25 protein-coding genes and 3 pseudogenes are annotated in these 25,920 nt (G+C 72.9%); 12 read left to right on the forward strand and 16 right to left on the reverse strand.

Going from position 1 to position 25,920, the window contains the following annotated elements; genetic code table 11:
• The first annotated feature begins 21 nt into the window (after window positions 1-21).
• The gene (locus tag AB0H71_RS01220; protein WP_357013547.1) at window positions 22-1,170 is read left to right on the forward strand and encodes a zinc-dependent alcohol dehydrogenase; all 1,149 of its coding nucleotides are present in this window, start codon (window positions 22-24) and stop codon (window positions 1,168-1,170) included.
• A gap of 11 nt (window positions 1,171-1,181) precedes the next feature.
• Window positions 1,182-1,751 (forward strand): hypothetical protein, encoded by a 570-nt coding sequence (locus tag AB0H71_RS01225; RefSeq protein ID WP_357013550.1) that lies wholly within the window; start codon window positions 1,182-1,184, stop codon window positions 1,749-1,751.
• Between the two features lie 162 nt (window positions 1,752-1,913).
• Here the strand turns inward: AB0H71_RS01225 and AB0H71_RS01230 are convergent, their stop codons facing one another.
• Entirely contained in the window at window positions 1,914-2,318 is a 405-nt protein-coding gene (locus tag AB0H71_RS01230; protein ID WP_357013551.1) for a nuclear transport factor 2 family protein, read from the reverse strand.
• Window positions 2,319-2,432: 114 nt separating this feature from the next.
• Here AB0H71_RS01230 and AB0H71_RS01235 point away from each other — a divergent pair, with 114 nt between their 5' ends.
• Entirely contained in the window at window positions 2,433-3,623 is a 1,191-nt protein-coding gene (locus AB0H71_RS01235; protein WP_357013554.1) for a Fic family protein, read from the forward strand.
• 62 nt (window positions 3,624-3,685) lie between these two features.
• Here the strand turns inward: AB0H71_RS01235 and AB0H71_RS01240 are convergent, their stop codons facing one another.
• The gene (locus AB0H71_RS01240; RefSeq protein WP_357013555.1) at window positions 3,686-4,477 is read right to left on the reverse strand and encodes an adenylate/guanylate cyclase domain-containing protein; all 792 of its coding nucleotides are present in this window, start codon (window positions 4,475-4,477) and stop codon (window positions 3,686-3,688) included.
• A gap of 194 nt (window positions 4,478-4,671) precedes the next feature.
• On the opposite strand from AB0H71_RS01240, the gene AB0H71_RS01245 reads away from it, so the two are divergent.
• Window positions 4,672-5,598: a hypothetical protein gene (locus AB0H71_RS01245; RefSeq protein ID WP_357013558.1), complete on the forward strand. Its 927-nt coding sequence runs from the start codon at window positions 4,672-4,674 to the stop codon at window positions 5,596-5,598.
• 204 nt (window positions 5,599-5,802) lie between these two features.
• Here the strand turns inward: AB0H71_RS01245 and AB0H71_RS01250 are convergent.
• Window positions 5,803-5,913, reverse strand: a pseudogene (locus AB0H71_RS01250) (ATPase); the annotation flags it as partial.
• 84 nt (window positions 5,914-5,997) lie between these two features.
• On the opposite strand from AB0H71_RS01250, the pseudogene AB0H71_RS01255 reads away from it, so the two are divergent.
• Window positions 5,998-6,132 (forward strand): annotated as a pseudogene (locus AB0H71_RS01255) (SDR family oxidoreductase); the annotation flags it as partial.
• Between the two features lie 6 nt (window positions 6,133-6,138).
• On the opposite strand, the gene AB0H71_RS01260 reads toward AB0H71_RS01255, so the two are convergent.
• Together AB0H71_RS01260 and AB0H71_RS01265 are read right to left on the reverse strand one after the other, a co-directional pair.
• Window positions 6,139-6,381, reverse strand: a complete 243-nt coding sequence (locus AB0H71_RS01260; RefSeq protein WP_357013561.1) for a hypothetical protein — start codon at window positions 6,379-6,381, stop codon at window positions 6,139-6,141.
• An 88-nt stretch (window positions 6,382-6,469) separates the two neighbouring features.
• Window positions 6,470-6,931, reverse strand: coding sequence for a phage tail protein (locus tag AB0H71_RS01265; protein WP_357013562.1), 462 nt, complete (start codon window positions 6,929-6,931; stop codon window positions 6,470-6,472).
• A 103-nt stretch (window positions 6,932-7,034) separates the two neighbouring features.
• Here AB0H71_RS01265 and AB0H71_RS01270 point away from each other — a divergent pair, with 103 nt between their 5' ends.
• The 3 genes from AB0H71_RS01270 (at window position 7,035) to AB0H71_RS01280 (ending at window position 11,350) form a co-directional block, all read left to right on the forward strand.
• Window positions 7,035-9,473 (forward strand): nitrate reductase, encoded by a 2,439-nt coding sequence (locus AB0H71_RS01270; protein ID WP_357013565.1) that lies wholly within the window; start codon window positions 7,035-7,037, stop codon window positions 9,471-9,473.
• Window positions 9,470-9,907, forward strand: coding sequence for a hypothetical protein (locus tag AB0H71_RS01275; protein WP_357013568.1), 438 nt, complete (start codon window positions 9,470-9,472; stop codon window positions 9,905-9,907). The genes AB0H71_RS01270 and AB0H71_RS01275 overlap by 4 nt, the downstream gene beginning before the upstream one ends.
• 144 nt (window positions 9,908-10,051) lie before the next feature.
• The gene (locus AB0H71_RS01280) at window positions 10,052-11,350 is read left to right on the forward strand and encodes an NtaA/DmoA family FMN-dependent monooxygenase (RefSeq protein ID WP_357013570.1); all 1,299 of its coding nucleotides are present in this window, start codon (window positions 10,052-10,054) and stop codon (window positions 11,348-11,350) included.
• On the opposite strand, the gene AB0H71_RS01285 is transcribed toward AB0H71_RS01280, so the two are convergent.
• Together AB0H71_RS01285 and AB0H71_RS01290 are read right to left on the reverse strand one after the other, a co-directional pair.
• On the reverse strand, window positions 11,347-12,165 hold the full coding sequence (locus AB0H71_RS01285; protein WP_357013573.1) for an SDR family NAD(P)-dependent oxidoreductase: 819 nt from the start codon (window positions 12,163-12,165) through the stop codon (window positions 11,347-11,349). The two genes, AB0H71_RS01280 and AB0H71_RS01285, sit on opposite strands and share 4 nt — an antisense overlap.
• The gene (locus tag AB0H71_RS01290) at window positions 12,162-12,986 is read right to left on the reverse strand and encodes a TauD/TfdA family dioxygenase (RefSeq protein ID WP_357013576.1); all 825 of its coding nucleotides are present in this window, start codon (window positions 12,984-12,986) and stop codon (window positions 12,162-12,164) included. The genes AB0H71_RS01285 and AB0H71_RS01290 overlap by 4 nt, the downstream gene beginning before the upstream one ends.
• Before the next feature lie 52 nt (window positions 12,987-13,038).
• Between AB0H71_RS01290 and AB0H71_RS01295 the strand changes: the two genes are divergently transcribed.
• On the forward strand, window positions 13,039-13,677 hold the full coding sequence (locus tag AB0H71_RS01295; RefSeq protein WP_357013578.1) for a TetR/AcrR family transcriptional regulator C-terminal domain-containing protein: 639 nt from the start codon (window positions 13,039-13,041) through the stop codon (window positions 13,675-13,677).
• A 447-nt stretch (window positions 13,678-14,124) separates the two neighbouring features.
• On the opposite strand, the gene AB0H71_RS01300 is transcribed toward AB0H71_RS01295, so the two are convergent.
• Window positions 14,125-14,850 (reverse strand): class I SAM-dependent methyltransferase, encoded by a 726-nt coding sequence (locus AB0H71_RS01300; protein WP_357013581.1) that lies wholly within the window; start codon window positions 14,848-14,850, stop codon window positions 14,125-14,127.
• A 112-nt stretch (window positions 14,851-14,962) separates the two neighbouring features.
• On the opposite strand from AB0H71_RS01300, the gene AB0H71_RS01305 reads away from it, so the two are divergent.
• A complete protein-coding gene (locus AB0H71_RS01305) occupies window positions 14,963-16,144 on the forward strand; it encodes an FAD-dependent oxidoreductase (protein WP_357013583.1) in 1,182 nt (393 codons plus the stop codon).
• 197 nt (window positions 16,145-16,341) lie between these two features.
• Here AB0H71_RS01305 and AB0H71_RS01310 read toward each other — a convergent pair whose 3' ends face one another.
• The 3 genes from AB0H71_RS01310 to AB0H71_RS01320 are packed head-to-tail and all read right to left on the reverse strand — an operon-like array spanning window position 16,342 to window position 20,117.
• A complete protein-coding gene (locus AB0H71_RS01310) occupies window positions 16,342-16,923 on the reverse strand; it encodes a TIGR03086 family metal-binding protein (protein WP_357013586.1) in 582 nt (193 codons plus the stop codon).
• Complete coding sequence (locus tag AB0H71_RS01315) at window positions 16,916-17,671, reverse strand: immunity protein YezG family protein (RefSeq protein WP_357013588.1); 756 nt, start codon at window positions 17,669-17,671, stop codon at window positions 16,916-16,918. The genes AB0H71_RS01310 and AB0H71_RS01315 overlap by 8 nt, the downstream gene beginning before the upstream one ends.
• 52 nt (window positions 17,672-17,723) lie before the next feature.
• Window positions 17,724-20,117, reverse strand: coding sequence for an AAA family ATPase (locus AB0H71_RS01320; protein WP_357013591.1), 2,394 nt, complete (start codon window positions 20,115-20,117; stop codon window positions 17,724-17,726).
• Window positions 20,118-20,271: 154 nt separating this feature from the next.
• Here AB0H71_RS01320 and AB0H71_RS01325 point away from each other — a divergent pair.
• Window positions 20,272-21,257 (forward strand): annotated as a pseudogene (locus tag AB0H71_RS01325) (epoxide hydrolase N-terminal domain-containing protein).
• Between the two features lie 158 nt (window positions 21,258-21,415).
• On the opposite strand, the gene AB0H71_RS01330 reads toward AB0H71_RS01325, so the two are convergent.
• Window positions 21,416-22,174: a MerR family transcriptional regulator gene (locus AB0H71_RS01330; RefSeq protein WP_357013594.1), complete on the reverse strand. Its 759-nt coding sequence runs from the start codon at window positions 22,172-22,174 to the stop codon at window positions 21,416-21,418.
• 539 nt (window positions 22,175-22,713) lie between these two features.
• Here AB0H71_RS01330 and AB0H71_RS01335 point away from each other — a divergent pair.
• Complete coding sequence (locus AB0H71_RS01335; RefSeq protein WP_357013597.1) at window positions 22,714-22,842, forward strand: hypothetical protein; 129 nt, start codon at window positions 22,714-22,716, stop codon at window positions 22,840-22,842.
• Between the two features lie 42 nt (window positions 22,843-22,884).
• On the opposite strand, the gene AB0H71_RS01340 is transcribed toward AB0H71_RS01335, so the two are convergent.
• From AB0H71_RS01340 to AB0H71_RS01355, 4 genes are all read right to left on the reverse strand, one after another.
• The gene (locus AB0H71_RS01340) at window positions 22,885-23,550 is read right to left on the reverse strand and encodes an alpha/beta fold hydrolase (RefSeq protein WP_357013600.1); all 666 of its coding nucleotides are present in this window, start codon (window positions 23,548-23,550) and stop codon (window positions 22,885-22,887) included.
• Between the two features lie 69 nt (window positions 23,551-23,619).
• Window positions 23,620-24,048 carry an alternative ribosome rescue aminoacyl-tRNA hydrolase ArfB gene (gene arfB, locus AB0H71_RS01345; protein ID WP_357013603.1) on the reverse strand — a complete coding sequence of 143 codons (429 nt, stop codon included), beginning with the start codon at window positions 24,046-24,048 and terminating at the stop codon, window positions 23,620-23,622.
• A 67-nt stretch (window positions 24,049-24,115) separates the two neighbouring features.
• Entirely contained in the window at window positions 24,116-24,736 is a 621-nt protein-coding gene (locus AB0H71_RS01350) for a response regulator transcription factor (protein ID WP_357013606.1), read from the reverse strand.
• Window positions 24,733-25,866, reverse strand: coding sequence for a histidine kinase (locus tag AB0H71_RS01355; RefSeq protein ID WP_357013609.1), 1,134 nt, complete (start codon window positions 25,864-25,866; stop codon window positions 24,733-24,735). The genes AB0H71_RS01350 and AB0H71_RS01355 overlap by 4 nt, the downstream gene beginning before the upstream one ends.
• Window positions 25,867-25,920: the final 54 nt, after the last annotated feature.

The following is a 25,920-nucleotide window of genomic DNA, read 5'->3' on the forward strand; positions in this document are numbered from 1 at the left end:
CCGACCCGAAGGAGGAGAGCCGTGCGAGCGATGGTGTACCGCGGTCCGTACAAGATCCGCGTGGAGAACAAGGACATTCCGGCGATCGAGCACCCCAACGACGCGATCGTGCGGGTGCAGCGCGCCGCCATCTGCGGCTCGGACCTGCACCTGTACCACGGGATGATGCCGGATACCCGGGTCGGCAGCACCTTCGGCCACGAGTTCATCGGCGTGGTCGAGCAGGTCGGCGGGTCGGTGCGCTCGCTGGTGCCGGGCGACCGGGTGATGGTGCCGTTCAACATCTACTGCGGCTCGTGCTGGTTCTGCGCCAACGGGCTGTACTCCAACTGCCACAATGTCAACCCGAATGCGACGGCGGTCGGCGGCATCTACGGTTACTCGCACACCTGCGGCGGGTACGACGGCGGGCAGGCGGAGTTCGTGCGGGTGCCCTTCGCCGACGTCGGGCCGGCCAAGATCCCGGACTGGCTCGGCGACGAGGACGCGCTGCTGTGCACCGACGCCCTCGCCACCGGCTACTTCGGCGCCCAGCTCGGCGATATCCGGGAGGGCGATGTGGTCGCGGTCTTCGGCGCGGGCCCGGTCGGGCTGTTCGCGGCGCAGTCGGCCTGGCTCATGGGCGCGGGCCGGGTGATCGTCATCGACCACCTCGAGTACCGGCTGGAGAAGGCCAAGCAGATGGCGCACGCGGAGGTCATCAATATCGCCGACTGCGCCGACGTGGTGGTCGAGATGAAGCGGACCACCGGGCACCTCGGCGCCGACGTCGCCATCGACGCGGTCGGCGCCGAGGCCGACGGCAACCTGCTCATGCACGTCACCGCCGCCAAGCTGAAACTGCAGGGCGGCTCCCCGGTGGCGCTGAACTGGGCCATCGACTCGGTGCGGAAGGGCGGCACGATCTCGGTCATGGGCGCCTACGGCCCGATCCAGAGCGCGGTGAAGTTCGGCGACGCCATGAACAAGGGGCTCACCATCAACACCAACCAGTGCCCGGCCAAGCGGCAGTGGCCGCGGCTGTTCTCGCACATCAGGAACGGCTACCTGAACCCCAGCGAGATCATCACGCACCGCATTCCGCTGGAGCACATCGCCGAGGGGTACCACATCTTCTCCGCCAAGCTCGACAACTGCCTCAAGCCGGTCATCGTGCCCGACGCCGCCTGAAGGAGCCCCCCGTGACCTACACCAGCGAGCACCCGCCCGTGCCGAGCGCCGACGAACTGCGCGCCCGCATCCCCGGCTGGGGCGCCGACCTCGACCCGAGGGACCGCCCCGCGGTCCCCAAATTGCGCGCCGAGGAGACCGGCGCGCACTGGCACTTCCCGGACCGCCAGCCCGAGACCACCCCGCGCGAACGCTCCATCGAACACGCCATGCTCACCCCGGTCTTCGGCACCTCGGTGCCGCTGCGCGGGCTCTCCGGGCAGATTCGGCGGCACGCCTACCGGCGGTACAGCGAGGCCAGGGCCGCGCACTGGCTGCTGCTCGTCCTCGGCGACCGGGTGGACGCCTGGGAGAGCCACCTGCGCTCGTTCGCGAGCACGCGGCCCGACAACCCGATCACCGAGACCGGCATCCGCGCCGAGTTCACCCACGGTGGCCTGCGCTCGCGCAGCGGGCGCATCGACCGCAACCACCAGTGGCTGGATCCGCTGCTGGTCGCGGGGCCGTGGATCGCGGGCGGCGTGCTCGCCGCGCGCACCGCCCGCGCCGCCGGGCAGCGGGTGCGGCGCCGCACCGGTTGAGAAACCGATCTCGGGGTACTGCACGATCGCGCCCGGGCCGCGGTGAAGAACGTCGATACCACGATCGTCCGGACGTGGTGCGTCGCCCGTGGGCGGGTCCAGCAGCGCGGCTTGTCTCGGGCGGCGCTCGCGCGCGAGCATCGCGACCTCCGGCCTCAAGCCTCAGGCCTGCGGCGCCTCCCCGGCGGCCTCGGCCGCGATCCGCGGGAACTCGGCCCCCATCCGCACCGACAGCGCCTGCGCCGCCGAGAGCGGTCGCACCATCACCATGAAGTCGTCGATCTTCCCCGCCGCGTTCACCCGCACGAAGTCGCACCCGGTGATCCGCTTGCCGTCCACGGTGGCCTCGAAGACGAAGGCGTGGTCGCGCCCGTTCGCATCCGCGATCTCGCGGACGTAGCGGAAGTTCTCGAACACCCGCATGGCCGCGCGCAGGATCGCCGCCGTCACCGGCTTGCCCGGGTACGGCTTGAAGGCCACCGGGCTGGTGAACACGACCTCGTCGGCCAGCAGGTCCTCGATGGCCGCGGTGTCGCGGGCTTCGACCGCCGCGCGGAATGGGTGCATCGGACCTCCTCGTTGTAGCAAAAGATACAGTAGGCGCGGATTTGACTACGTTTGCACGCCCTAAAGTATAGTAACGCTCGCACTGCTCGCGTTTCGTCGGCCGAAAGGGGCGCTGTGAGCTGGCCGCCGCACCGCGCGGAGACCCGAGAGTGGAGCCCGCGCACCCGGCAAAGTTCGCGCGCCGACCGCACCCTGAAAACGGTGACGGTATCGGTTCCGCCGCTGATCGGCGCCCTGCCCGTGGAGCTGACCGGCGAGGTCGCCCGGGTGCACGAGGAGGCGATCATCGCTGTCGTCCGCTTGGAGGCGGGATGCGGCGGACACCTGGCACCCCTGTCCGACTTCCTGCTGCGCAGCGAATCGGTCGCCTCGTCGAAGATCGAACACATCGACGCGGGCTGGCGGGCATTCGGCAAGGCACTGGCCGGCGGGAAGGCCAGTGCCGAGGCCGAGTCCCAGCTCGCCGCCGTCCAGGCGCTGATCGCCATGGTCGACGCCGCGGGTGCGGGGCCCATCGAACTCCGCTCGCTCCTCGACGCGCACCGGTTGCTCATGGCACCGGACTTCTACACCGCCCGCGATTCCGGCGCGTTCCGCGACGTGCAGAATTGGATCGGCGGCAGCCACTACACCCCGCTCGACGCGCTCTACGTGCCCCCGCCGCCGGAGTCGGTCGACGCGCTCATGGCGGACCTGCTGACCTTCGCCAACCGCACCGACCTGCCGATCCTCGCCCAGGCCGCCATCGCGCACGCCCAATTCGAGTCCATCCACCCGTTCACCGACGGCAACGGCCGGATCGGGCGGGCGCTGATCAGCGCGATCCTGCGCCGCCGCGGCCTGACGCGGCGCGTCACCGTCCCGATGGCCTCGGTCATGCTCGCCGACGTGCGCCGCTACTTCGACCGGCTGACCCGGTACCGGGCGGGGGACGCCGAGGGGTTCGTCGACTACCTCGCGCGCGCCGCCATCGTCTCCAGTGAGGCCGCGCGGGACTCCGCGGGCGCCCTCGCGGAGCTGCCCGGCCACTGGCGCGACATGGCCAGGCCGCGCGGCAATTCCGCTGACGCGAAGATCATCGCCGCCCTGCTCGGCACGCCGATTCTCAATGCCGACACGGCGCAGCGGATCGCCGGCACCACCGATGCCAGCACCTACCGCGCGCTGGCCCGGCTCGTGGACGCCGGGGTGCTCGAACCGCTCTCCGCGAGCAAGCGCGACCGGATCTGGGCGGCGACCGACGTCCTCGCGGAACTCGACGCACTGAGCGCCGCCATCGGCAAGCGCACCGCGGAACACCTGTAGCGAATCGGTCTGCGGCTGGTCGGCCCCGGCGCCTCGCCCGGCCTCTCGAACCTGCGCCCGGATCAGCCCCGCTCCACCGTCGACAGCCGGTGAACCCCGTCGAACCCCTTCAGCGCGACCTCCCGCGTCCCGGTCACCACGATCCCGGGAATCTTGGCGATAGCCGCCCGTACCTCGGCGCTGACCAGCACCTCGGCCCCGCCCGCCGCCCCGGCGACGCGCGCCGCCATCGCGACATTGCGGCCGAAGAGGTCGTCGCCGCGGCGCACCGAGGTGCCCATGTGGATGCCGATCCGCACCCGGACCCGCTCCGCGGATTCGGTGCCGCGGGCCAGCGCCGCCTGGATGTCGAGCCCGCAGCGCACCGCCTGCGCGGTCTCGGCGAAGGCGATCATGAAGCCGTCGCCCTGGCTCTTGATCACGTGCCCGCCGTGCGCGGCGACCTGCTTTCCGACCAGCCGCTCATGCCTGGCCAGCAACCGCACCCAGGCGCGGTCGCCGAGCCGCTCGTTGAGCGCGGTCGAGCCCTCGATATCGGAGAAGGCGATCGCGACGTGGCCGTCCGGGGCGAGCGTGGCCAGGTCCGGCCGCTCGACCTGCGCCCAGCCCGCCAGATCCTCGATCGAGCTGAGCAGCGCGCCGCGGAAGCCCTTGCGCCGCAGCAGGCTCGCCGCGCCCCAGACCGTCTTCACCGCCTCCCGCGAGCCGCTCACCCAGGCCTGCCTGGCGTCGGCCCGGCGCCGCGCCTCGGCGAGGTCGCGGCGGGTGCGGGCGAGCAGCACGCCGAGCGCGATCAGCCCGGCCGCCTCCAGGGCGGCGAGCAGCGCGAAGGCGAGGGCGAGCGACACGGGCAACCGCCGGCGGGTCGAGGTGGGCGCGGACGCCTCCGACCCTAGCGGTGTGCGCTGGCCGGACCCGTCCCGGCACGTCGTGAGGACTCCCACGCATCGGGAGGCGGCTTTGTGACCGGCAACGACCCGCCCGCCCCCGATGGCGGCCATCGCCCGATTCCGGCGCGGTGCCGCCGCCGACGGTGTGGAATGGGGGCATGAGCAGAGCGGCGATCCTCCTCGGTGCGTGTGTCCTCGCGGCGGTATCGGTGGTGGTCGCGCCGGCGGCGCAGGCCGCCCCGGTCTGCGCGGGCGCGGGGCAGCCGACGGTGCCCGCCGCCGCTATCGCGGGCGCGCTCGAGGGGCTCACCGTGGATGCCCGCGGCCGCGCCTTCGCCACCGACATCGTGACCGGCCGGGTGTACCGGATCGACGCGCCCGGCGCCGCCCCGATCGCCATCGGCACCGTGCCGAGCGGCGGCGCGGGCGCGCTGGCCTGGACCCCGGACGGCGGGCTGCTCGTCGGCTACGGCGCCGATGCCAGGGTGCTCGCCGGGGACGCGCTGCGCGCCGCGGGCATCGTCCGCATGGACCCCGAGACCGGCGCCACCACCCCGGTCGCCACCGGGCTCAGCGCCGCCAACGGCCTCGCGGTCGCCGGGGACGGAACCATCTACGCCACCAACGACTTCGGCAGCCTCGTCGGCCGCGTCGCCCCCGGCGGCGCCGTGCAGCCCGACTGGGCCCGCTTCCCCAGCGCCAACGGCGCCGTCCTGGACCGCGCCGACGAGTACCTGTACGTCGGCCGCACCTTCAGCAACCCCGGCGTGAGCCGCATCCCGGTGGCGAACCCGGGCGCCCCGCAGTCCCTGCTCGACCTCGGCGGCGCCGACGCGCTCGCCGCACCGGACGGGCTGACCCTCGACTCCGCACAGCGCCCGGTGGTCCCGTTCAACGCCGCGGGCCAGGTGGTCCGCATCGACGCGCCCCAGCGGTACTGCGTGCTGAGCAGCGGGAACCCGTTCACCAGCGTGGTCACCTACGGCCGCGGCACCGGTGGTTTCTCGGCGGGCAGGCTCTTCGCCGCGACCTTCACCGGCGCGATCTACGAGATCCCCGGCGGCTTCGACCCCGCCGCGCCCTGACGGGTGGGGCCGCGCCCGCGCACGTCGCCTACCGCGGCGGTGAATCGAGCCCGAGCTGCTCGGCGTAGCGCGCCCGCAGCTCGGTCCAGCCGTGGTCGAGCGCGCGCTGCCCGGTGTCGGGGTGCCCGCCAGCAGCGTTTCGGCCACGTCGAGGCAGACGTGCCACCCCGCGGCCGCCATGTCCGAGGTCGCGGGGTCGGTGAGGCGGTGCGTGAGGCGCAGCCGGGTACCGTCCGGCGTTTCGGTGAGTTCCCAGCGCAGGACGTCGGTGTTAAAGGTGAATTCGAGCAGCGCGGGCGGGTCGGCGGCGGTGATCTCGCCGACCAGCGCGCGCGAGTGCTGGCTCGCCCTGGACTCGGCGCTGACAAGCTGACCGTCGTGGTCGCGCAGTACCTGGGCGGGTGGCGCTCCGCCGAACCGGTCGGCTGGGCCGAGCCGGAGGACATCAGCAACGCGGTGCTGTTCCTGCCCTCCGACGGGTCCCGCTTCGTGACCGGGCTGCCGCTCACCGTCGATGCCGGCAGCACGCTCGAGCAGGGGCTACTGGCTGGGCTGGGGCAGGTCGACGTCGCAGTCGGCCTTGGGGTTGGCGCCCAGGTAGTTCAGCGGCCCGGCGATGATGGTGAGCGCGATGGTGCCGGTGCTCGCGCAGTTCGTCGGGGCGCTGTCGTAGTAGTTGCGCTGCGCTCCGGCGATCACACCGATGAGCAGCCAGACCAGCACGATCACACCGATCAGGCTGGTATTGCGGGTGGCGGGGCGGCGGCGGGCGAAGGTGGGCATCTCGACTCCTGAGCTGGGGTGGACTGGTTCGGCAATGCCCGGTCCACGGCACGGGAAACGCTGCCGCGCCGCCGATTTCCCGCCGCGCTCAGTACGCGTTCTTGATGACGAAGTAGGAGCCGCGGATGGTCCCGGCCAGCTTGGATTTCTGCCGGGCGAACTTGAACGCGCCGAGCTCCTCCGGGATCTCCATCCCGTCCGAGAGCTTGAACCCCACGGCGCGCTTACCGCCCTCCGCGAGCGTGTACAGCACATTGACCGCGAGCCCGTCCTCGTAGAAGACGTAGGCGAAGCGGATCCCGGCCACCTCGAAGGCGGTGGCCTCCAGCGGCCGGGCGGCGAGGGTGATGCCGCGCTCCTCGGCCAGGATGCGCTGCACGTAGTCCACGGTCTCCCGCGCCTCGGCGGCCGGCTCCACGGTGAAGACGTGGTCGTACTTGTTCCGGAAGTAGCGGGCCTCGTTGGCGCGCAGCCCGGCCAGCGCCGCCGCGACCGGCGAGCTCTCCAGCCCGGCGGTGGAGACGGTGCCGAAATCAACGGTGTGGGGCATAGCGAACTCCTCGATGAATCGTCGAAGTCACTGCGCTCCGGACTCTACCGCGCGGCGTCCGCCGATTCGGTTTGAACTCGTCTCGCTCGGGCACGGCGCGCGTGTGACGGATGTCGATCGCATCGCCGAGCCGTGGGGCACCCGGACCCCGTACGGCCCCGGTCAGGAGTGGCCGGTCCGGGTGGACCGCTACCTGGAGTCGGGGACCACCGAGGACGATGTCGACGCGTGGGTGCAGTCGGCCTCGGTGCTGCACTCCAATGGCGACGGCCTGGATATCGCGGTGCGTGACGGCCGGATGGTCGGGGTGCGCGGGCGGGCGGTGGACCGGGTCAACCGCGGCCGCCTCGACCCCAAGGACCTGTTCGCCTGGCAGGCCAACGCCTCCCCGGACCGGCTCACCACTCCGCTCGTCCGCCGGGGCGGCGAGCTGGTCGAGACGGACTGGGAGACGGCCATGGCGCTGGTCGCCGGGCGGATCACCGAGCTGCTGGCCGAGCGCGGCCCCGGATCGATCGGCTTCTACACCAGCGGGCAGCTGTTCCTGGAGGAGTACTACACCCTCGGCGTGCTCGGCCACGGCGGCATCGGCACCAACCACATGGACGGCAATACCCGGCTCTGCACCGCCACCGCCGCCCAGGCGCTGAAGGAGACCTTCGGCTGCGACGGCCAGCCCGGCTCCTACACCGATATCGACCACGCCGACGTGATCGCGCTCTACGGCCACAATGTCGCCGAATCGCAGACCGTGCTGTGGAGCCGCATCCTGGACCGGCTCGCCGGGCCGAACCCGCCCGCCCTGCTCTGCGTCGACCCGCGTGCCACCCCGGTCGCCGCCGCCGCGACCGTGCACCTGGCCCCGCGCCCCGGCACCAATGTGGCGCTCATGAACGGGCTGCTGCACGAGATCGTCGCCAACGGCTGGATCGACGAGGAGTACCTGGCCGCGCACACCGTCGGCTTCGCCGAACTGCGCGCGCAGCTCGGCGCCTACCCGGTCGAGCGGGTCGCCGAGGTCTGCGATGTCCCGGTCGCGCAGCTGCGCGCGGCCGCCCGGCTGCTCGGCCGGGCGGAGCGGCTGCTCTCCACCGTGCTCCAGGGCTTCTACCAGTCGCACCAGGCGACGGCGGCCGCGGTGCAGGTCAACAATGTGCACCTGGTGCGCGGCATGCTCGGCCGCCCCGGCGCCGGGATCCTGCAGATGAACGGCCAGCCCACCGCGCAGAACACCCGCGAGTGCGGCGCCGACGGGGATATGGCGGCGTTTCGCAACTGGGCCAACGATTCCCATGTCGAGGAGCTGGCCCGCGTCTGGAATGTCGACCCGATGCGGATTCCGCACTTCACCGCGCCCACGCACCTCATGCAGATGCTGCGCTACGCCGAGGACGGCTCGCTGCGCTTCCTGCACGTCAGCGCCACCAACCCCGCCGTCTCGCTGCCCGAACTGGCCCGGGTGCGCCGGATCCTGAGCCAGGAGCGGCTCTTCCTGGTGGTGCAGGACATCTTCCTCTCCGAGACCGCGCAGCTGGCCGATGTGGTGCTGCCCGCCGCCGCGTGGGGCGAGAAGACCGGCACCTTCACCAATGTCGATCGCACCGTGCACCTCTCGGAGCAGGCCGTGCAGCCGCCGGGGCAGGCCCGGCCCGATCTCGACATCTTCGTCGAGCTGGCCGACCGGCTCGGCCTCACCGACCGCGACGGGGCGCCGCTGGTGAAGTGGCGCACCCCGGAGGAGGCATTCGAGGCGTGGAAGCGGTGCACCGCCGGACGCCCCTGCGACTACACCGGGCTCTCCTACGAGAAGCTGCGCGGCGGCAGCGGCATCCAGTGGCCCTGCAATGCCGAGCATCCGGACGGCACCGAGCGGCTCTACGCCGACGGGCAGTTCTTCAGCGCGCCGGACATGTGCGAGAACTACGGCCGCGACCTCGTCACCGGCACTCCGCTCGAACCTGTCGAGTACAAGGCGCTCAACCCGGACGGCAAGGCGATCATCAAGGCCGCCGAGTACCTGCCGCCGCACGAGACGGTCTCGGCGGAGTACCCGTATCACCTGAGTACCGGCCGCACCCTGTACCAGTTCCACACCAGGACCAAGACCGGGCGCACGCCGCAGCTGCAGGCCGCCGCGCCCGAGGTCTGGGTGGAGATGTCGGCCGGTGACGCGGCACGCGAGGGGTTCGCCGAGGGTGATCTGCTCGCGGTGCGCACCGCACGCGGGGAGGTGCGGGCCCGGCTGCGGGTCAGCGGCATCCGGGACGGCGTGCTGTTCCTTCCCTTCCACTACGGGTACTGGGACGCGCCGGGGGAAGACGGTCGCGCCGCCAACGAACTGACCCCCACCGACTGGGACCCGGCCTCCAAGCAGCCGCTGTTCAAGGCGGGCGCCGCCCGGGTCACGCGGATCGAGGCCGGGGACGGCACGCCCGCTCCCGCGCCGACCACGACCGGTTCGCGCCCGGTCACCGGCGATATTCCGGCTACCGAGGGCGGTGCGGCGGGCACCGTCCGCGAGACCATCGGAGGTGCGGTGTGAACCAGGTCGGGCGCGTCATCCGGGAACTGCACAGCGCCGAGAACGACCTCGCCGCGCTGCTCCTGCTCGTCGCCGAGCGGCACCGGGCCGATCAGGAGATCTTCCACGTCGGCCGCGACCTGGCCCGCTGGTCCCGCCAGCACGTCCGCGAGCTCGCCCGCCTCGGCCGCGACCTCGACCCCGTCGCTACCGCCCGGCCACAGGACAGCGAACCGCCCGGCCGCTACCAGCTCCTGCGCGACCTGCGCGAGATCCACACCGCCGCCGCCGGGGTCTCGGTCGACTGGGAGATCCTCGCCCAGGCCGCCCAGGCCCTGCGCGATCCCGGCCTGCTCGCCACCGTCCAGCGCTGCCACCCGCAGACCCTCCGCCAGCTGCGCTGGGCCAACGCCCACATCAAGGCGAGCGCCGCCCAGATCGTGGTGACCCCCTAGCCGGAAATAATCATGCGGAAATGCTATTTCTAATTTAGAGAATGCATTTCCGGCGATGTCTTCCCGCCCCACCACGACCGGTTTCTGTGCCACGATGCGCTGACAGCCTGTCGGACAGGCGGATTGACGACAGGAGCCTCTTCCATGGCGGAGCGCCGGTACCTACACCTGAACCTGGTGGCGAACGACCTCAACCTGCACCAGGGGGTGCGCCGATACGAACGGGAGAACGGCATTCCCGACCGCAGCGCCTTCGAGCGCCTGCTCGAGTACGGCCGCTTCGGCGACGAGGGGCTCTTCACGGCGCTCTTCGTCGGCGATATCGCCGGTTCCCAGGGCTCGCCCGCCTTCGACGGCGGCCCCGCCGAGCCGATCACCGCGCTGACCGCGATCTCCCAGCACACCAGGCACGTCGGGCTGATCGCCACGGCCTCGACCACCTTCTACGACCCGTACAACCTGGCCCGGCTGCTCGCCTCGCTCGACCAGGCCTCCGACGGCCGCGCCGGGTACAACGCCGTCACCTCCGTGACCGACAGGTTCGCGCTCAACTACAGCATGGACCGGCACCTCGACCGCGAGGAGCGGTACGCCCGCGCCGACGAGTTCCTCCAGGTCCTGCGCGCGCTGTGGGACAACCGCTCGCTGCGCCGGGACGCCGAGGGCACGCTGCGGTTCCACGCCGCGCCGATCGAGCACCGGGGCGAGCACTTCCAGGTCGCGGGGGCGCTGAATATCGCGCCGAGCAGGCAGGGGCGGCCGCTGATCGCGCAGGCGGGCGGGTCGGGCACGGGGATCCGGGTGGCGGCCAAGCACGCCGAGATGGTGTTCACGAACTCCGCCACCAGGGAGAGCGCTGCCGCCTACCGCGAGACGCTGGACAAGGCGCTGGTCGAAGAGGGGCGCGCCGCCGGCTCCGTGCCGCCGATTCCCGGGCTCATTCCCTACCTCGGCCGCACCGCGGCGGAGGCCGAGGAGAAGCTGCGCGAGCTGGACGGCCACGTGGACTGGGCACCGCTCGCGCCCGCCGCCATCGGTCAATTCGGGCTGGAGGTGCCGCTCGGCGAGCTGGGCGACCCGTTCCCCGCGCACCTGCTGCCGCGGCCGGCGGAGGTGGAGTCGACCATCAAGAGCACCTTCGGCAACTACGTGGGGCTCTACAACTGGATCCACGAGCGGCCGGGGGTGACGGTGCGCGAGGTGGTGGCCCAGGCGGTCGGCCGGGGCGGCGCGACGCACCGCAAGTTCGTCGGCAGCTACGACGATCTCGTGGACGACCTCGCCGCCTGGCACGCGGACGGGACCGTCGGCGGGTTCAACCTCATGTTCTCTTCGGGGGTGGCGGCCATCAGGGAGTTCATCGACGAGGTGGTGCCCCGGCTCATCGACCGCGGGATCTACCGGCCCACCCCCGCCGATCGCCCGCTGCGCGAACGCTTCTAGCGGGTTCCGGCCGCGTCGCTGTGCCTGGCGAGGGTGGCCACGGCCTTGCCGCGGGTGCGCAGCCCCAGCCGGCGGGCGAACTCGCGGAGCCCGTCGCCGACGAACCAGGTGGGGCCGTTCGGCAGGTTCTCGATGGCCTCGGCGACCACCTCGTCCGCGGTCGCCGCGCCGGGCAGCGGGGCCGGGTCCGACGGGTCGAGCGCGCCGCGGCGCACCAGGGCCCGGCGCAGCGCGGGGGTGTCGGTGGTGCCGAGTACCAGCGCGAGCACATCGACCCCGCGCGGCCGCAGCTCCGCCCAGAGCGCCTCGGCCAGCACCAGGTCGAAGGCCTTGGTGGCCGAGTAGGCGACCATGTTCGGCGCGCCGTACAGCCCCGCGACCGAGGTGAGCACGACGATGCCACCGCGCCCGCGCTCCGCCATGGCACCGGCGAAGTGGTGGCACAGCCGGAGCGGCGTCACGCAGTTGCGCTGCACCAGCGCCAGCGTGGGCTCGACCGGCCCGGCGAGCAGCGGCGCGTACTCCGGGTCCGCTCCCGCGCAGTACAGCAGCATGCCGACCTCGAGTCCGGCGGTCACCGCGACGATGTCCGGCACCGCCTCCGGCTCGGCGAGGTCGGCGACCAGCACCCGCACCTCGACACCGGTTTCGGCGCGGATCTCGGCGGCGAGCCGCTCCAGCGCGTCGCGGCGGCGGGCGAGCAGGACCAGGTCGAGGCCGCGCTCGGCCATGGCGCGGGCGTACCGGGCGCCGATCCCCTCCGAGGCGCCCGCGATGACGGCCCAGCGGCCGTAGCGGTGCCGGAACTCGCTCATGCGAAGGGCTCCTCGCCCGCGAGCTTCGTCCGGTGCAGCAGCCGCCCCGACTCCGGGTCATAGGGCCTGGCCCGGTGCATGGTCCCGGTGTTGTCCCAGATCACGAGGTCGCCGACGGACCAGGTGTGCCGGTAGACGAACTGCGGCCCGGTGGCCCAATCCCGCAGCCGCACCAGCAGCTCCACGCTCTCGCGGAAACCGGCGTCGACGATGTGCCGGGCGGTGCAGCCGAGCACCAGCGACTTGCGCCCGGAGCGGTGCGTCCACACCAGCGGCAGCTCGCGGTCGCCGATCGCCATCATCCGGCGCAGCGTCCGGTGGTCCGGCTCGGGGTCGTAGTAGAAGAGGGTGTTCCAGGCCGAGTGCATGACGCGCAGGTCTTCGAGCTGCCGCTTGTCGTCGTCGGAAAGGTCGTCGTAGGCGGCGTAGGTAGTGCAGAACTCGGTCTCGCCGCCGGTGGGGGCCAGCACCTTCGAGGAGAGCAGCGAGGCCCGGATCGGCACCTCGTTCATGGTGCCGTCGATGTGCCAGAAGAGCGACCCCTTCAGGTACTCGGCCTGCCGGTTCACCGAGGTGTCCAGGGTGACGCTGTAGACCTCCTCGCCGCTGCGCTCCGGGGCGAAGGTGCCGAGGGTGCGGGTGAAGGCGATGTGCTCGGCGTCGGTGAAGCCGATGCGCGGGAACACCAGCACCCCGCGTTGTTCGAGCAGCTCGCGCAGCTCGGCCGCGTGCACGCCGCTGAGCAGCGCCTCCTTGTCCGCGTGCACCGCCGAGGCGATGCGGGGGGTCAGCTCGGTGGTCGGCAGCAGCGCGTCGATCATGCGGTAACTATACATCGGTGTCTAGTTATTGCGCGGGGCTTAGAGTCGGTTCGTGACGTCGAACGGATCGCCGCGCCGGGGCGGCCGCCCCACGCAGGCCGAGGCGGCGGCCCTGCACCAGCGGCTGCGCGCCGCGGCCGTCCGGACCTTCCTCGCCCATGGCTATGACGCGACCACCATGGTCGCCATCGCGGAGGCGGCCGAGGTCGCCAAGGCCACCGTCTACGCGCGCTACCCCGACAAGCGCGCGGTCTTCCTCGACGTCATCCCGTGGGCGCTGAGCCGCGCCGTCCGCCCCGAACCCGACCTCGCCGACGGCGACGGCGACCTGCGCGCCACCCTGCTCGCCATCGGCCGCGCCGCCGTCGAGCAGGCGCTCGACCCGGATATCGTCCGGCTGCACCGGATCGCCCGCGCCGAATCGCACCGCTTCCCGGAATTCGCCGCGGCCGCCGGTTCTTTCGGCTGGGCGCAGCGGCAGCAGCAGGTGATGGCGGTGCTGCGGCAGCACGCCGAGGCGGGCGCGCTCGTCATCGACGACCTGGAGCTCACCGCCGAGCACTTCATCGCCATGGTGGAGATCCTGCCCGCCCGGCTCGCCGACTTCGGCGTCTTCCGCAGTGCGGGGGACCGGGAGCGGCATCTCACGCACGCGGTCGAGTTGTTCCTGCGTGGGGTGCTGGCGCGGTAGTCAACCCCTCGCGCCGAGCCGCCATGCGTACTGCCGGGGCCAGGGTACGGGCTCTCCCGCCGGACCTTTCGGGCCCAGTTCGGGTCATGTGGCGTCGCCCGCCCGTCCGGCGCCGCATCCGCCGAGCCCCCGCCGAGCACCCGGGCGATGTCGACCGCCTCCTCGGACAACCCGACCGTGCCGACGACGGCCCCGGTCCGGCATCGATCACGGCGGGCCACGCCTCGCGCACCGGCCGGATCCGGTCGACGCCGAAGACATCGGGCCGGTGGTTGCTCGGCGGGGAGAGGAAGGAGTGCGGCAGGTACCTTTGCGCGGCATTGATATGCACCGCTTGGAGCCCGGCCCGCAGGGGCCCGCGCCGCGGCGTCCGCGAACAGGCCGGGCACCGCTTCGGCCTCCGCGGGCGTCAAGGGGCGGCGAGTTCGTCCAGCCCTGACGTGCGGGTCAGCCGGCGTGCAGGACGAAGAAGAGGAAGCACAGGAACCGCATGCCGGTGTGCTCGTCGTAACCGTCGGGGAACAGGTCGCGGGCGCCGGGCAGGGCGGGTGGTTCGCTGAGCACGGCGATGCGGAAACCGGCGGCGGTGAAGGCATCGGTCATGGCGTGCAGGGGGCGATCCCAGAAGCTCAGGCGGGCGGTCCGACCGCCCATGGTCCATTCCTCGGTGCGGTGGCGGGTTCGGAAGTAGTTGGTCTCCTCACCGGTCAGGCGTTGCTGCAGGAAATTGGCGAAGGGGTGCTCGACCGAAACGAGGAGCCGGCCGCCCGGCACCAGAACGCGGCGCAGTTCCGCCAGGGTGGGGCCCCACTCCTGCAGGTAGTGCAGTACCAGGGAGGCGGCGACATCGTCGAAGGTGTTGTCGGGGAACGGTAGCGGGTCCGCCAGGTCGGCGAGCCGGAGGTCGGCGTCGGCGCCGAGGCGCAGGCGGGCCTGCTCCAGCATTCCGGCGCTCGCGTCGATGCCGGTCACGGTGGCGCCGCGCTCACGGAGTGAGGCGAACAGCGGACCCGAGCCGCACCCGGCGTCAAGGATTCGGCGCCCCGCGACGTCGCCGGCGAGGTCGAGTAGTGCGGGGCGGTTGTAGTACGCGTTCAGCAGGCCGGTCTCGTTCTCGGCGGTGTACCCCTCGGCGAAGCTGTCGTAGGAATTGGCCGGTGCTTGATCGGTCATCGTTCGATCCTGGCACGCGACGCCGTCAACCCTAGGTTGACGCCAGCCTAGTCGTCAACTACTAGTTGACGGCGACGCGGGAGTGGTTCTCGCCGAGGACGAGGAGTGGCGAGTGAGCGCTGTCGAGAAGACCGGGCGGGTGCTGGTGGTGGGAGCGGGAATCGCCGGACTGGCGACCGCACTGCGATTGCGCCGCGCCGGCTGGGAGGTCGTCGTGATCGAGCGGGCACCGGCCCGGCGCAGCGGCGGGTACCTGGTGAACCTGCACGGACCCGGGTACGACGCCGCCGAGCGGCTCGGACTGCTGCCCGCGCTCACCCCGCGCGATATCGGGTTCTTCACCTCGGTGCTGGTGCACGCCGACGGGCGGGAGAAGCTCCGGCTGCCCGCCGCCGTCGCGGAGGCCGCCGTCGGGGTCCGCGCGCTGACCCTGCTGCGCGGAGATCTGGAGTCGGTGCTGTACGAGTCGGTGGCCGAACTCGCCGAAATCCGTTTCGGCACAACGGTGGAGGCGGTCACGCAGGGCGCCGATGAGGTCGTGGCCACGCTCTCCGACGGCAGCACCGTGCACGCCGACCTCCTCGTCGGCGCCGACGGCGTGCACTCCCGGGTGCGCCGCCTGACCTTCGGCCCCGAGGCCGGGCACGTCGTCGACCTCGGCCACGTAGTCGGCGCCTTCCCGCTCGACCACGTCCCCGAGCACGTGCCGGACGGTGTCGGCACGGTCTTCCTCGGACCTCGCCGCACCGCCTCGGTCATGAACCTCGGCCCCGGCCGCGCCTCGGCATTCTTCGCCTACCGCAGCCCCGACCCCGCCGCCGACCTCGCACTCGGCCCCGCACCCGCCCTCACCCGTGCCTTCGGCGACCTCGGCGGGGGAGTGTCGGACGCGCTCGCCCAGCTCGAAACCGATCAGGGCGGTGGGTATTTCGACTCGGTCACCCAGGTCGTCACCGACCGCTGGAGCGAGGGCCGGATAGTCCTGCTCGGCGACGCCGCCTGGTGCGTGACCGTCTTCGCCGGCTACGGCGCCGCCCTCGCCCTCGACGGCGCCGACCGGCTGGGCACCGCCCTCACCACCCACCGCGGCGACATCACCGCGGCCCTCGCCGCCTGGGAGACCGCGCTCCGCCCGGAGGTGCGCAAACGCCAAGCGCTGGCGCGCAGGGGAATCAGCCGTTTCGCCCCGCCGACCCGCGCCCACGTCGTACTCAGCGAGCTCATGTTCCGCGCCATCGCCCTGCCCGGCATCCGCGGTCTGGTCCAGCGCGCGATTTACCGCGCCAACAACTGACCTGCGGCGTCGTCCGGCGCGGCGACGGTGGGGTGCCGGTCGGTTACTCGTGCACCGCAGCCCGGAACCACCGAACTTCCCGTGCTCATGCGCCAGCGGCGTTTCGCCCCCGACAGCATCGAGGCATCCCGCGAGGAGGCCGTTCGTGACCGATGACCCGCACGCGATCCGGCGCAGCGTTTCGAATAGGCGCCCGGTCAGGACGTCCAGTCGGGCCGCCGGCCCAGGTAGCGCAGCAGCGCGTCGGCTTCGTCGTCACCGCCCTGCGGTTGCAGCGCCGCCGCGAACGCACCGTAGGTACGCAGCGGCTCGACGATCTGCCGCGCCACCGGCAGCAGCTCGGCCGCCAGCGCCGCGGTGAGCGGGGAGGGGAGACCGGCGGCGACGGCCAGGTCCCACGCGTGCACCGCCGCGTCGAGGGCGCAGGCGCCGACGCCGACCGGGGCGGGCAGGGTGTTCGGGGGCACCGGGACCTCGACGTCGCCCGCGTCGGGGGCGACCTGAGCCCAGGCGGCCGCGGTGCGGGTCAGCGCCTGCTCGAGCAGTACTCCGGGCGCGGCGTCGAGCGTGCCGGACGGGGCGAAGGGGTCATCGGTGGGCCCGTCGCCGCCGGTGAGGGCGGCGGCGTAGGCGATCTGGTCGCCGACGGCGTGCTGCAGGACCTGGGTGGCGTTCCACTTGTCGCACGGCGTCGGCGCCTGCCAGTCCGAGGTGCCGCGCACGGCGGTGCGCAGGGCTTCGTGGGCCTGGTCGAGGATCGGCCAGCGGGTTTCAGGCATGGGGGTTTCCTTTTGGAGGGGCGACCCTGATCGTGTCCAGGAGTCGCGCGCGATCGTCGTAGGTCTCGAATTCCGCGTGCCATTCCAGCGTGGCGAGCACGGCTTCGAGTTCCGCGCTGCGGGACAGGTCGGTGCGGCCGGCGAAGCGCACGATGGGGTAGCCGTTCATGGTGGTCAGCCGGGCCCAGCCGGTGGTGAAGGTGTATTCGGCGTCGGCGGCGGGCTCGACATCCCATCCCGCGGCGCGGAAAGCACGGGCGATCCGGTGCGGGTCGGGCAGGCTCGGAGTGGCGAGAATAGACCCGAAAGTGTTGGCCGCGGTGGACATGACGTCGCGCAACCAGTCCGGGATGAATTCCTCGGCTCGGGGGAAATTGCTCAGGTCCCGGGAGAATTCCTCGTCCAGGATCGAGGTGCTCGGCCGCCGGTCGTAGTTGTAGGCGACGGAGAATTTCCCGGTACCCGACAATTCGAGGGTCAGGCTGTACCACGACCCCCGCCGCGGGTCGTACATTCCGGCGCGCAGCTCCCGCATGGCCGCGTCGAGGCCGTGCGGAATGGTGACCCGCCGCATCTGCTCCGGATCGCCCGCGTCGACCCGCAGCCGGTAACCGGAGGTGCCCGCGAGCACGTATCCGTCCAGTTCGGCTGTCCGGAAGTCTTCGGGCATGACGGTGAGCAGGAGCCGGGCGATTTCGGAGAGCAGCCCGTGCTGCTCGATCGGTGACAGCAGTGTTCTGAGTTCCATGACGTGTCCGAGCCTGTCCCACTAGGTAGGCCGCCGGCATCGGTAGGGCTACCTATCGCCGGTCGGCGCGGGCGACCCGCTCCCTGGCCTCGGGCGGGATGTGGGTGATGATCGCGGCGCGCGCGTTGATCTCCAGCTTGGTGAAGACCGCGGCGACCTGGGCGTCGACCGTGCGGAACGAGCTGCCGCGGGCCGCGGCGATGGCCGTGTTGGCCCACCCCGCCGCGGCGAGCACGGCCACCTCGCGTTCGGCGGCGGAGAGGGTGCTCCAGCGGGAGGGGCGCTGCGCGGGGAGCCTCCGCGCCGGCAGGGTGCCCAGCGCGAAGTGCGCGGGCTCGTCGAGTTCGGGGCGGAGTGCGGCGCCCTCGCGTTCCGCGGCGGTGAAGGCTTCGGCGCCGAGCGCGGCGCGGGCGGCGGCGACGGCGCGGTCGGTCTCGGCGGCGAAGGGGCCGAGGTTGGCGAGGTTCACGCCGAGGCGCTGCCGCACCGTGCGGGCGCCACCGGCGAGCACCGCTATCTCCCTGGCGACGTCGCCGCGCGGCGCGGCGGCCAGCGCCCACATGCGGATATGGACCGCCCAGGCCGCACCCCACTGGTCGCGCATGGCGAGCTGGCCGCGCAGCGCGCTCCGCGCGACCGTCGCCGCTTCGGCGGGGTCGCCGTGCTTGGCCAGGGCGATCGCGGCGGCCAGCTCGGCCCACGAATGCGACCAGGCCGCGCCCGACCCGGTCGTGCGATCGAGGTACGCACGGGTCGCCTCCGACGCCTGCGCCGGTGTGCCGAGCAGCCCGGCCGCGAGGGCGCGGAACATCTCGCTCATGGCGGCACCACCCTCGTCACCGGACGCGGTGAACCGGTCCCGCGCCCGCGCGAGCACCACGATCGCGCGGGGATCGCCCGCGACGAGCAGCTCGGTGCCCCAGGCGGTTTCGACGGGGGCCGGGAGGCCGTGATCGGCCGCGGGGTCGTCCCGCCAGGTCGCCGCGACGCCACACGCCGCGACGCACTCGTCGAGCATCGGCGCCGCGTCCTCGGGCGCACCCTGACACGAGGTGAGCCAGGCGATCAGCGCCATGGCGGAGATCTGCAGCTCAACCGGCGCCGGGTCGAGCGCCCGGGTCGCCGCCAGCGTGCGCACGGTCCAGCGCCGGGACTCGCGCAGCGAACCCATGAAGAACGGCACCCGCAGCGCGATCAATCCGGTCGCGATCTCCAGCCCGACCACGGCCTCGCCGGGGGTGGCGAGGCTGGTCTCCATGGCGATGAGCAGGTTGTCCCAGGCGGCGCGGGCCCAGTCGAGCAGCGTCAGTTCGCGGGGGCCGAACCAGGCGGCGGCGGCGCGCACGGTCCTGTCGCGGTAGTAGCGGCGGTGCCGGGCGGCGAGCCGCTCGTACTCGGCGCCGTCCAGTCGCTGGCGGGCGAAGACCTGGAGGGTCTCCCGCAGGGAGTACCGGACCGTGTCCGGCGTCCGGTGCAGCTCGAGCAGCGATCGGTCGGCGAGCCGCTCCAGCAGCCCCTCGATCTCGTCTGCGGCGAGACCGGTGCCCGCGCACACCGCCTCGATCGCGTCGAGCTCGGCGCCGGCGTCGCGGCCGTGCTCGTCGTCGTAGCCGGCGGCGAAGACCGCCATGCGCTCGAAGAGCAGCCGTTCGCCGTCGGTGCAGAGGTCGTAGGACCAGGCGATGACGTCGGCGATCCGCCAGTGCCGCCGGTCGGTGCCGAGCCGGGGGCCGGGCGACCAGCGCAGCCGCCGGTCACCGTCGCCGAGATCGCGGAGGATGCGCCGCAGCGGCTGCCGGGTCAGCCGGGCCGCGGCCAGCCGGATGAACAGGGGGTGGTGGTGCAGGTGGCGGCAGATCGAGGCGGCCACGGCGGCATCGTCCTCGCCCGCGAGCGGGTGCCCGGTCAGCTCGGCGCGGGCGCGGAACAGGGTCAGCGCCTGCTCGCGGGTGAGCGCGGGCACCGGCACCAGCTGCTCGTCGACCCAGCCGATCGCCTCGCGGCTGGTGGCGAGCACGGTCAGCCCCGGCACCGCCGCCAGCAGTTCGGTGATCACCTGACCGGCGCTGTCGAGGACGTGCTCGCAGTTGTCCAGCACCAGGACGGTCGAGCGGGCGCCGCCGAGCAGGGTGTCGCGGAGCGCGTCCCAGCTCGAGCGGTCGGAGAAGTCGGCCTCGACGATCGAGCGCGCGAGTTCGTCCGCCACCGCGGTCGCGTCCGCGCCGACCGGGACGCGGGCCAGCCGCACCCAGTGGATCGGCACCCGGCGCGCCCTGTGCCAGCGCTGCACCGCCTCGGCGGCAAGCCGGGTCTTGCCGATGCCGCCCGACCCGATCAGGGTGATCAGCCGCGGCGCGGAGCGCAGCAGCCCCGCGAGCCGCTCCAGCTCCCGCTCCCGGCCGACGAAGGCGCCCGCGGTGGGGAAGGTGCCTGTGTGCACTGCCACGACCTCTCGGTTCGGTCCGTCCTCCGTTTCCTACCACGGACCGGGGACCCCCGAAGTCACGTCGCGACCCCCCAAATCTCGCGGCGTCGTTTCGTATCGGTGGGCGGTGCGATGCTCGCGAGAGCGACCGATTCCCCGATGGCCAGAAGGACTTATGCCCCTATCCGGCAGCGACGTGCATCCCTTCCGCGCCCACGCGGCGGATGCCGAGCTCGACGACCTGCGTGCGCGGTTGCGAGCGGCGCGGCTTCCGGAGGCGGAGACGGTGCGGGGCGCCGCACCGGGGCCGGAGCGGTGGGGGCAGGGGGTTCCGCTCGCCGACCTCATCGATCTCGTGGAGTACTGGCGCACCGGCTACGACTGGCGGGCATTCGAGCAGCGGCTGGAGCGGATCGGGCAGTTCCGCACGGTCCTCGACGGCCTGGGGATTCACTTCCTGCACCGCCGGTCGCGGCGCGCGGATGCCACGCCACTGCTCATGACGCACGGCTGGCCGGGCAGTATCGCCGAATTCGTCGACGTGATCGAAGAATTGGCCGATCCGGCGGTATCCACTCGACCTTCGCCGAGGGACCGCCCGGGCTGGGCACGGAGGGGCTGACCGCGGAAGAACGCGCGTTGGCCGAGGAAACGCGCGACTTCTGGAAGCACCGCGCCGCCTACGCGAAGCAGCAGGCGACCCGTCCGCAGACCATCGGCTACTCGCTCGTGGATTCCCCGGTCGGCCTGCTCGCCTGGATTCTGGACAAGTTCGCCGAGTGGAGCGATACCGAGGACAGCCCGTTCGAACGGATCTCGCGCGACCGCATCCTGGACGACGTCACCCTGTACTGGCTGACCCGCTCCGGCGCCTCGGCGGCCCGCATCTACTCCGAGAGCCACAATGCGCTCGACCCCGAACTCCGGGTCGACGTCCCGGCGGCGATCACCATGTATCCGCGCGATATCGAGAAGTGCCCGCGCCCCTGGGCGGAGCAGCGGTACCGGCGGCTCGTCCGCTGGAACACGCCGGATGCCGGGGGACATTTCCCGTCCCTCGAAGTGCCCAGGTATTTCGTAACGGATTTGAGAAGGGGGCTCGCGGCCGTCCTGACCCCGCCGGAACACGAATCCGCTCCGCTGGACCCGTACCGCGGATGATCTGCGATAACGATGGACTCGAGGATCCCGAACCCATCCCTTCCTGCGTCCGGATCACGCAGTCCCGTAACTGATGAGCCTTTGGAATCGTGGAACGATCGGTCATATCCGAGTGCCGCTCCCCGGACGCGTGATCGGCCACGGCTCTGATCGGGGATCTACCCGCCGAGCCGCTCGTCGGCGTAGACGGCCATGGCATCGCGCTGGTACTCGGCCAGCCCCGCGGCGATGCGCTCGTAGTTCACCCGGAACCGCTCGTCGTCCACGTACATCTGCCCGAGGCACCGGTACGCCTCCCGATCCGGGGTCCAGAAACGGCAGATCCAGCCGTACTGGGCGTGGATCTCGGCCTGCACCGCCGGGTCCCCGGCCGGGGTGCCCGCTGCCATGTGCTCGGCCATGCGGATCATGGCGGCGGTGAGTTCTCGCTGCATGGCGGCGATGTCGTCGGCGCCCATGGCCGCGGCGGCGCGCCGGGACTGCTCGGCCTCGGCGGGCCAGCGCTCGCCGGCCTCGTCGGCGTAGCGGGTGTGGTCGAAGCCCTCGAACAGGTTCTCCGGGCGGTTGATGGGGACGGTCATGTCGGTCCTCTCCTCGAGTTCGGCGATGGTGCGCGCCACGGTGTCGGCCACCCGCCCCAGCCGGGCGCGCTCCGCGAGCAGCCGGGTGTGCTGGCGTTTCAGGGCGGCGATGGTGTCGGGCTCGGAGTCGATGGCCCGCCCGATCTCGGCGAGCCCGAGCCCGAGTTCGCGCAGCACCAGGATCTGCTGCAGCCGCAGCAGCTGCGCGTCCCCGTAGTAGCGGTAGCCGTTGGCGCCCACCGAGGCGGGGGCGAGCAGCCCGATGTCGTCGTAGTGGCGCAGGGTGCGGGCGGTGACGCCGGACAGCCTCGCCACCTCGGCGATCGACCAGCTCATTCCGGTTCCTCCTCGGTGCGGGCCGGTCCCTCCGGCCTCGGGTGCCACGGTAGAAGTTGCCGCTACGAGAAGGTCAAGCCCGCGCGGGCTCCCGGTGCGGGCGAGCCGCACCGGCACCGCGCCCGCGTGCTCCGCCTCCGCGCGGCTCAGCGCGACCGGGCTGCCCACCGGCGAAGGTGAGCAGCACCCCGACGCGGCGTTCCCCGGTCGGCACCGCGTCGGTGGTGGTGAGCGTGGCCCTGGCCGGGCCGTCGGCCAGCGCCAGTTCGACGGCGCGGCGGTGTGCACGAGGGCGCCGTCGTCGTAGCGGTCGGGGGTGACGCACCAGGGCGGGCGCGTCACCGACGTAGCGGCGGGTGGCGTCGATGACGGCGTCCTGGAACGCCCGGTCCGGCGGCGGGCGAGGGCGTAGCCGAAGGCGAGCGCGGTGGGCTTGCTGTGCGGTACATGCCAGTCTGGCTCCAGTTCTCGGCGAGCACCCAGTCAACGCGGGCGAGCTGCGCGCCGATGCCGACGTCGCCCGGCCGGCGCTGGTGATCGTGACCGCCTACGAGGGCGGGATGCTCGTGGCCGGGGTGCCGCGCGACCACGTCCCGCTGCAGGTCGCGTTCGATGGCGCCATCGAGCGGGTGGCGGCCGAGGCGCCGGTGCGCGAGCCCGTCGGGTAATACGCCGGTGTGCCCGGCCGGGAGCGGTCCCAGGACGCGCGCTTACCGTGCTTCTGGGTGTCCGCTGACGAATCGCACCGTGGCCTCGGTGATTTCGGTGAGCAGCTGCGCGGGGTCGGACGGTGGCGCCTCGGTGATCCCGGGTGGCGGGGTGTGCATGAAGGCGAAGTGACCCGCGTCGGGGAGGACGCGCACCTCGACCTCGGCGGGGGCGGTCCGCAGGTGCAGCGCCTGCTCCGGCGGGGTGACCGTGTCCTTTCCGCCCGCGAGTACCAGCAGCGGGATGGTGAGCGCGTCCAGCGCGCCCGGGGCGGCGAAGCGCCCGGCGGCGGGGGCGTAGAGGACGGCGCGGCGGATCCGGGGTTCCCGGACCGTCCGCAGCGGCGTGTCGTCCGGCCCCTGCGGGACCGCACCCGCCAGGCAGAGGACGGCCCAGGCGCCGATGGAGTGGCCGATCGCCACCACCTCCGTCCCCGGATCCGCCTGCGTGGCCAGCGCTTCCACGAGTCCTCGCGGGCGCGCGAGCAGCTCGGACTCGGACGGCCGGCCCGGGACGCGGAACTGCCCGAAGTGCGGGGCGACGACCCGGCAGCCCTCGTCCGCCAGGCGTTCCAGCAGGGGGCGGTAGCGGGTGGGGTCGCCGCCGGCGCCGGTGGCGAACAGGACGACCCGGTGCGGGGCCTCCGGGCCGAGGGTCAGAATGTCCACGTCTGGCACGCTACGGGATGCGCGGCAGCAGCCTGCGCCGGTACCACCAGGCGCGGCAACCACCGCCGGTCAGTCGTCGAGCGCCGCCCGGCGATTGCGCTTGGTCACCCCGCGCCGCTTCTTCGCCGCGATGCGCCGCTCCTGCGACCCGCGCGAGGGCTTGGTGGCCCGGCGCACCGGCGGCGGCGCGGCGGCGGCCGCGCGCAGCAGCGCGGCCAGCCGCTCCCGGGCGGCCGCGCGATTCTGCAGCTGCGCGCGCTGTTCGGCGGCGGCGATCGTGAGCACCCCGCCGACCAGCCGGGAGCCGAGCCGCTCGAGCATCCGCGCGCGCAGCCACTCGGGGATCGAGGGCGAGCCGGCGAGGTCGAACGACAGCTCCACCCGGCTGTCGGTGGTGTTGACCCCCTGCCCGCCGGGACCGGAGGCCCGGGAGAACCGTTCGCGCAGCTCGGACGCGGGAATGACCAGCGCCCGCGTCACCGCCAGGTCCGTTGCCATGCTCCGCCTCCTCTCCGCGTCGGGTACCCCCAGGAAACCGGCCCATAGCGAACTGCGCAAGCCGATTTCAGAGCAGCCCGCGGCGGTGCGCGTAGATGGCGGCCTGGGTGCGGTCGCGCACCCCGAGCCGGCTCAGGATGCTCGACACGTGGTTCTTCACCGTGCCCTCGCTGAGGTGAAGACTGCGCGCGATCTCCCGGTTCGCCGCGCCCGCGGCCAGCAGCCGCAGCACCTGGGTCTTGCGCTCGGTCAGCGCGATCGGCGCGGCCGCCGGGCGCGGGCGGACCAGGGCGGCGAGCCGTGCGGCGAGCGGCGCCGAGTACTGCCCGACCCCGGCGTGCGCGAGCCGGACGGCCTGCGCGAGCTCCGGCGCGGGGAGGTCCTTGAGCAGGTACCCCGATGCCCCGGCGGCCAGCGCGCGGATCAGGTAGTCCTCGTCGTCGAAGGTGGTCAGCATGAGCACCGTGGCGGCGGGGCTGAGCCGGGCCGCGGCCTCGAGCCCGTCCGTGCCCGGCATGCGGATATCCAGCAGCACCACCTGCGGGCGGTGCCGCGCGGCGAGGTCGGCGGCGGTCTCGGCATCCGCTGCGGTGGCGACGACCTCGATGCCCGGTTGCAGCTGGAGTAGCGCGGCGATCCCCTCGCGGACCAGCCGCTCGTCGTCGACGACGAGCACGGTGACGCTCATCGCCGCGGCACCGCCGCGAGCAGCCGGGTCCCGCCGGGGCCGCTGGTGACGGTGAGCGCCCCGCCGACGGTGGCGAGCCGCTCGCGCATCCCGCGCAGGCCGTTGCCCTCGACGGTGCCCGGCGCGAAGCCGCCGCCGTCGTCGCGGATATCGAGGGTGCCCGCGGTCAGGTCGGCGCGGATGGTCACGGTGTTCGCGCCGGCGTGGCGGCGGGCATTGGTCAGCGCCTCCTGCGCCGCGAGGTACAGGGCGAGCGCGGCGGATTCGCCGAGTGCGGCGCTCTCGCCGTCGAGTTCTAGCCTGACGGCGAAGGCCGGGTCGTGCAGCCGCGCCGCGAGGGCGCGCAGCGCGGTGGCCAGCTCGAACTCGTTGCCGTCGGCGCGCAGCGCGGCGACCGCGTGCCGCACCTCGCGCAGCGCCGCGCGGGTGGCGTCGCGGCCGTCGGCCAGGGCGCGGTCGGCGGTCGCGGGTTCCCGGTCGCGGAAGGCGGCGGCCTTCTCCAGCTGGATGGCGGTCACCACCAGGTGGTGGCCGACGGTGTCGTGGATATCGCGGGCGAGCCGGGTGCGCTCGGCGACGGTGGCCAGCGAGACCGCCCGGTCGGCGTAGTCGCGCAGCCGGTCGTGCGCGTCGGAGAGCTCGGCCAGCAGCTCCTCGGCGCGCCGCCGCCCCGCCTCCTCCCGCCCCGCCAGCACCGCGAGCACCAGCGCGAAGACGATCCCGACCGCGAACATGGCCACATCCGTGACCGCCTCGGCATCCGGGTGCCCGGCCACCAGCAGCGCCACCCCGGCGACCTCGGCGCCGCCGAGCCAGAACGCCGTCCGGCGGCCGACGGTGAAGTAGGCGGTGAGCGGCAGCAGCACGAACAGCACCCTGGCGATCCCGCCCCCGTCGAGCACCACCAGCAGCGCGAAGAGCCCCGCCCGCACCGCGAGCGCCGCCACCGCGACCGGCCTGGTCTCCGGCAGCGGCAGCGGCTCGAGCGCCGCGGCCGCGCCGAGCCCGGCCGCGAACCCGGCGAACCGCGGCCAGCCACCGCCGTCGGTGAGGGTGACGGCGAGCCCGGCCAGCAGCACCGAGAGGTACAGGAACCACGCCACCCAGCGCAGCGCGCGCGGTCGGATCATGCACCCGAGCGTAGAGCCGGAGTGCCGGTTCGGGGCAGGTGAGCGGGTGGAAAC

The organism is Nocardia sp. NPDC050697, from assembly GCF_040654395.1.
Taxonomy (GTDB): domain Bacteria; phylum Actinomycetota; class Actinomycetes; order Mycobacteriales; family Mycobacteriaceae; genus Nocardia.

What these genes read in the sequence shown, in the direction of transcription:
- AB0H71_RS01230 (WP_357013551.1), bottom strand. Translation starts at nt 2,318, where the DNA reads ATGCACCCATTCCGCGCGGCGGTCGAAGCCCGCGACACCGCGGCCATC.
- AB0H71_RS01245 (WP_357013558.1), top strand. Translation starts at nt 4,672, where the DNA reads ATGAGCAGAGCGGCGATCCTCCTCGGTGCGTGTGTCCTCGCGGCGGTA.
- AB0H71_RS01260 (WP_357013561.1), bottom strand. Translation starts at nt 6,381, where the DNA reads ATGCCCACCTTCGCCCGCCGCCGCCCCGCCACCCGCAATACCAGCCTG.
- AB0H71_RS01265 (WP_357013562.1), bottom strand. Translation starts at nt 6,931, where the DNA reads ATGCCCCACACCGTTGATTTCGGCACCGTCTCCACCGCCGGGCTGGAG.
- AB0H71_RS01280 (WP_357013570.1), top strand. Translation starts at nt 10,052, where the DNA reads ATGGCGGAGCGCCGGTACCTACACCTGAACCTGGTGGCGAACGACCTC.
- AB0H71_RS01285 (WP_357013573.1), bottom strand. Translation starts at nt 12,165, where the DNA reads ATGAGCGAGTTCCGGCACCGCTACGGCCGCTGGGCCGTCATCGCGGGC.
- AB0H71_RS01290 (WP_357013576.1), bottom strand. Translation starts at nt 12,986, where the DNA reads ATGATCGACGCGCTGCTGCCGACCACCGAGCTGACCCCCCGCATCGCC.
- AB0H71_RS01300 (WP_357013581.1), bottom strand. Translation starts at nt 14,850, where the DNA reads ATGACCGATCAAGCACCGGCCAATTCCTACGACAGCTTCGCCGAGGGG.
- AB0H71_RS01310 (WP_357013586.1), bottom strand. Translation starts at nt 16,923, where the DNA reads ATGCCTGAAACCCGCTGGCCGATCCTCGACCAGGCCCACGAAGCCCTG.
- AB0H71_RS01315 (WP_357013588.1), bottom strand. Translation starts at nt 17,671, where the DNA reads ATGGAACTCAGAACACTGCTGTCACCGATCGAGCAGCACGGGCTGCTC.
- AB0H71_RS01330 (WP_357013594.1), bottom strand. Translation starts at nt 22,174, where the DNA reads ATGAGCTGGTCGATCGCCGAGGTGGCGAGGCTGTCCGGCGTCACCGCC.
- arfB (WP_357013603.1), bottom strand. Translation starts at nt 24,048, where the DNA reads ATGGCAACGGACCTGGCGGTGACGCGGGCGCTGGTCATTCCCGCGTCC.
- AB0H71_RS01350 (WP_357013606.1), bottom strand. Translation starts at nt 24,736, where the DNA reads ATGAGCGTCACCGTGCTCGTCGTCGACGACGAGCGGCTGGTCCGCGAG.
- AB0H71_RS01355 (WP_357013609.1), bottom strand. Translation starts at nt 25,866, where the DNA reads ATGATCCGACCGCGCGCGCTGCGCTGGGTGGCGTGGTTCCTGTACCTC.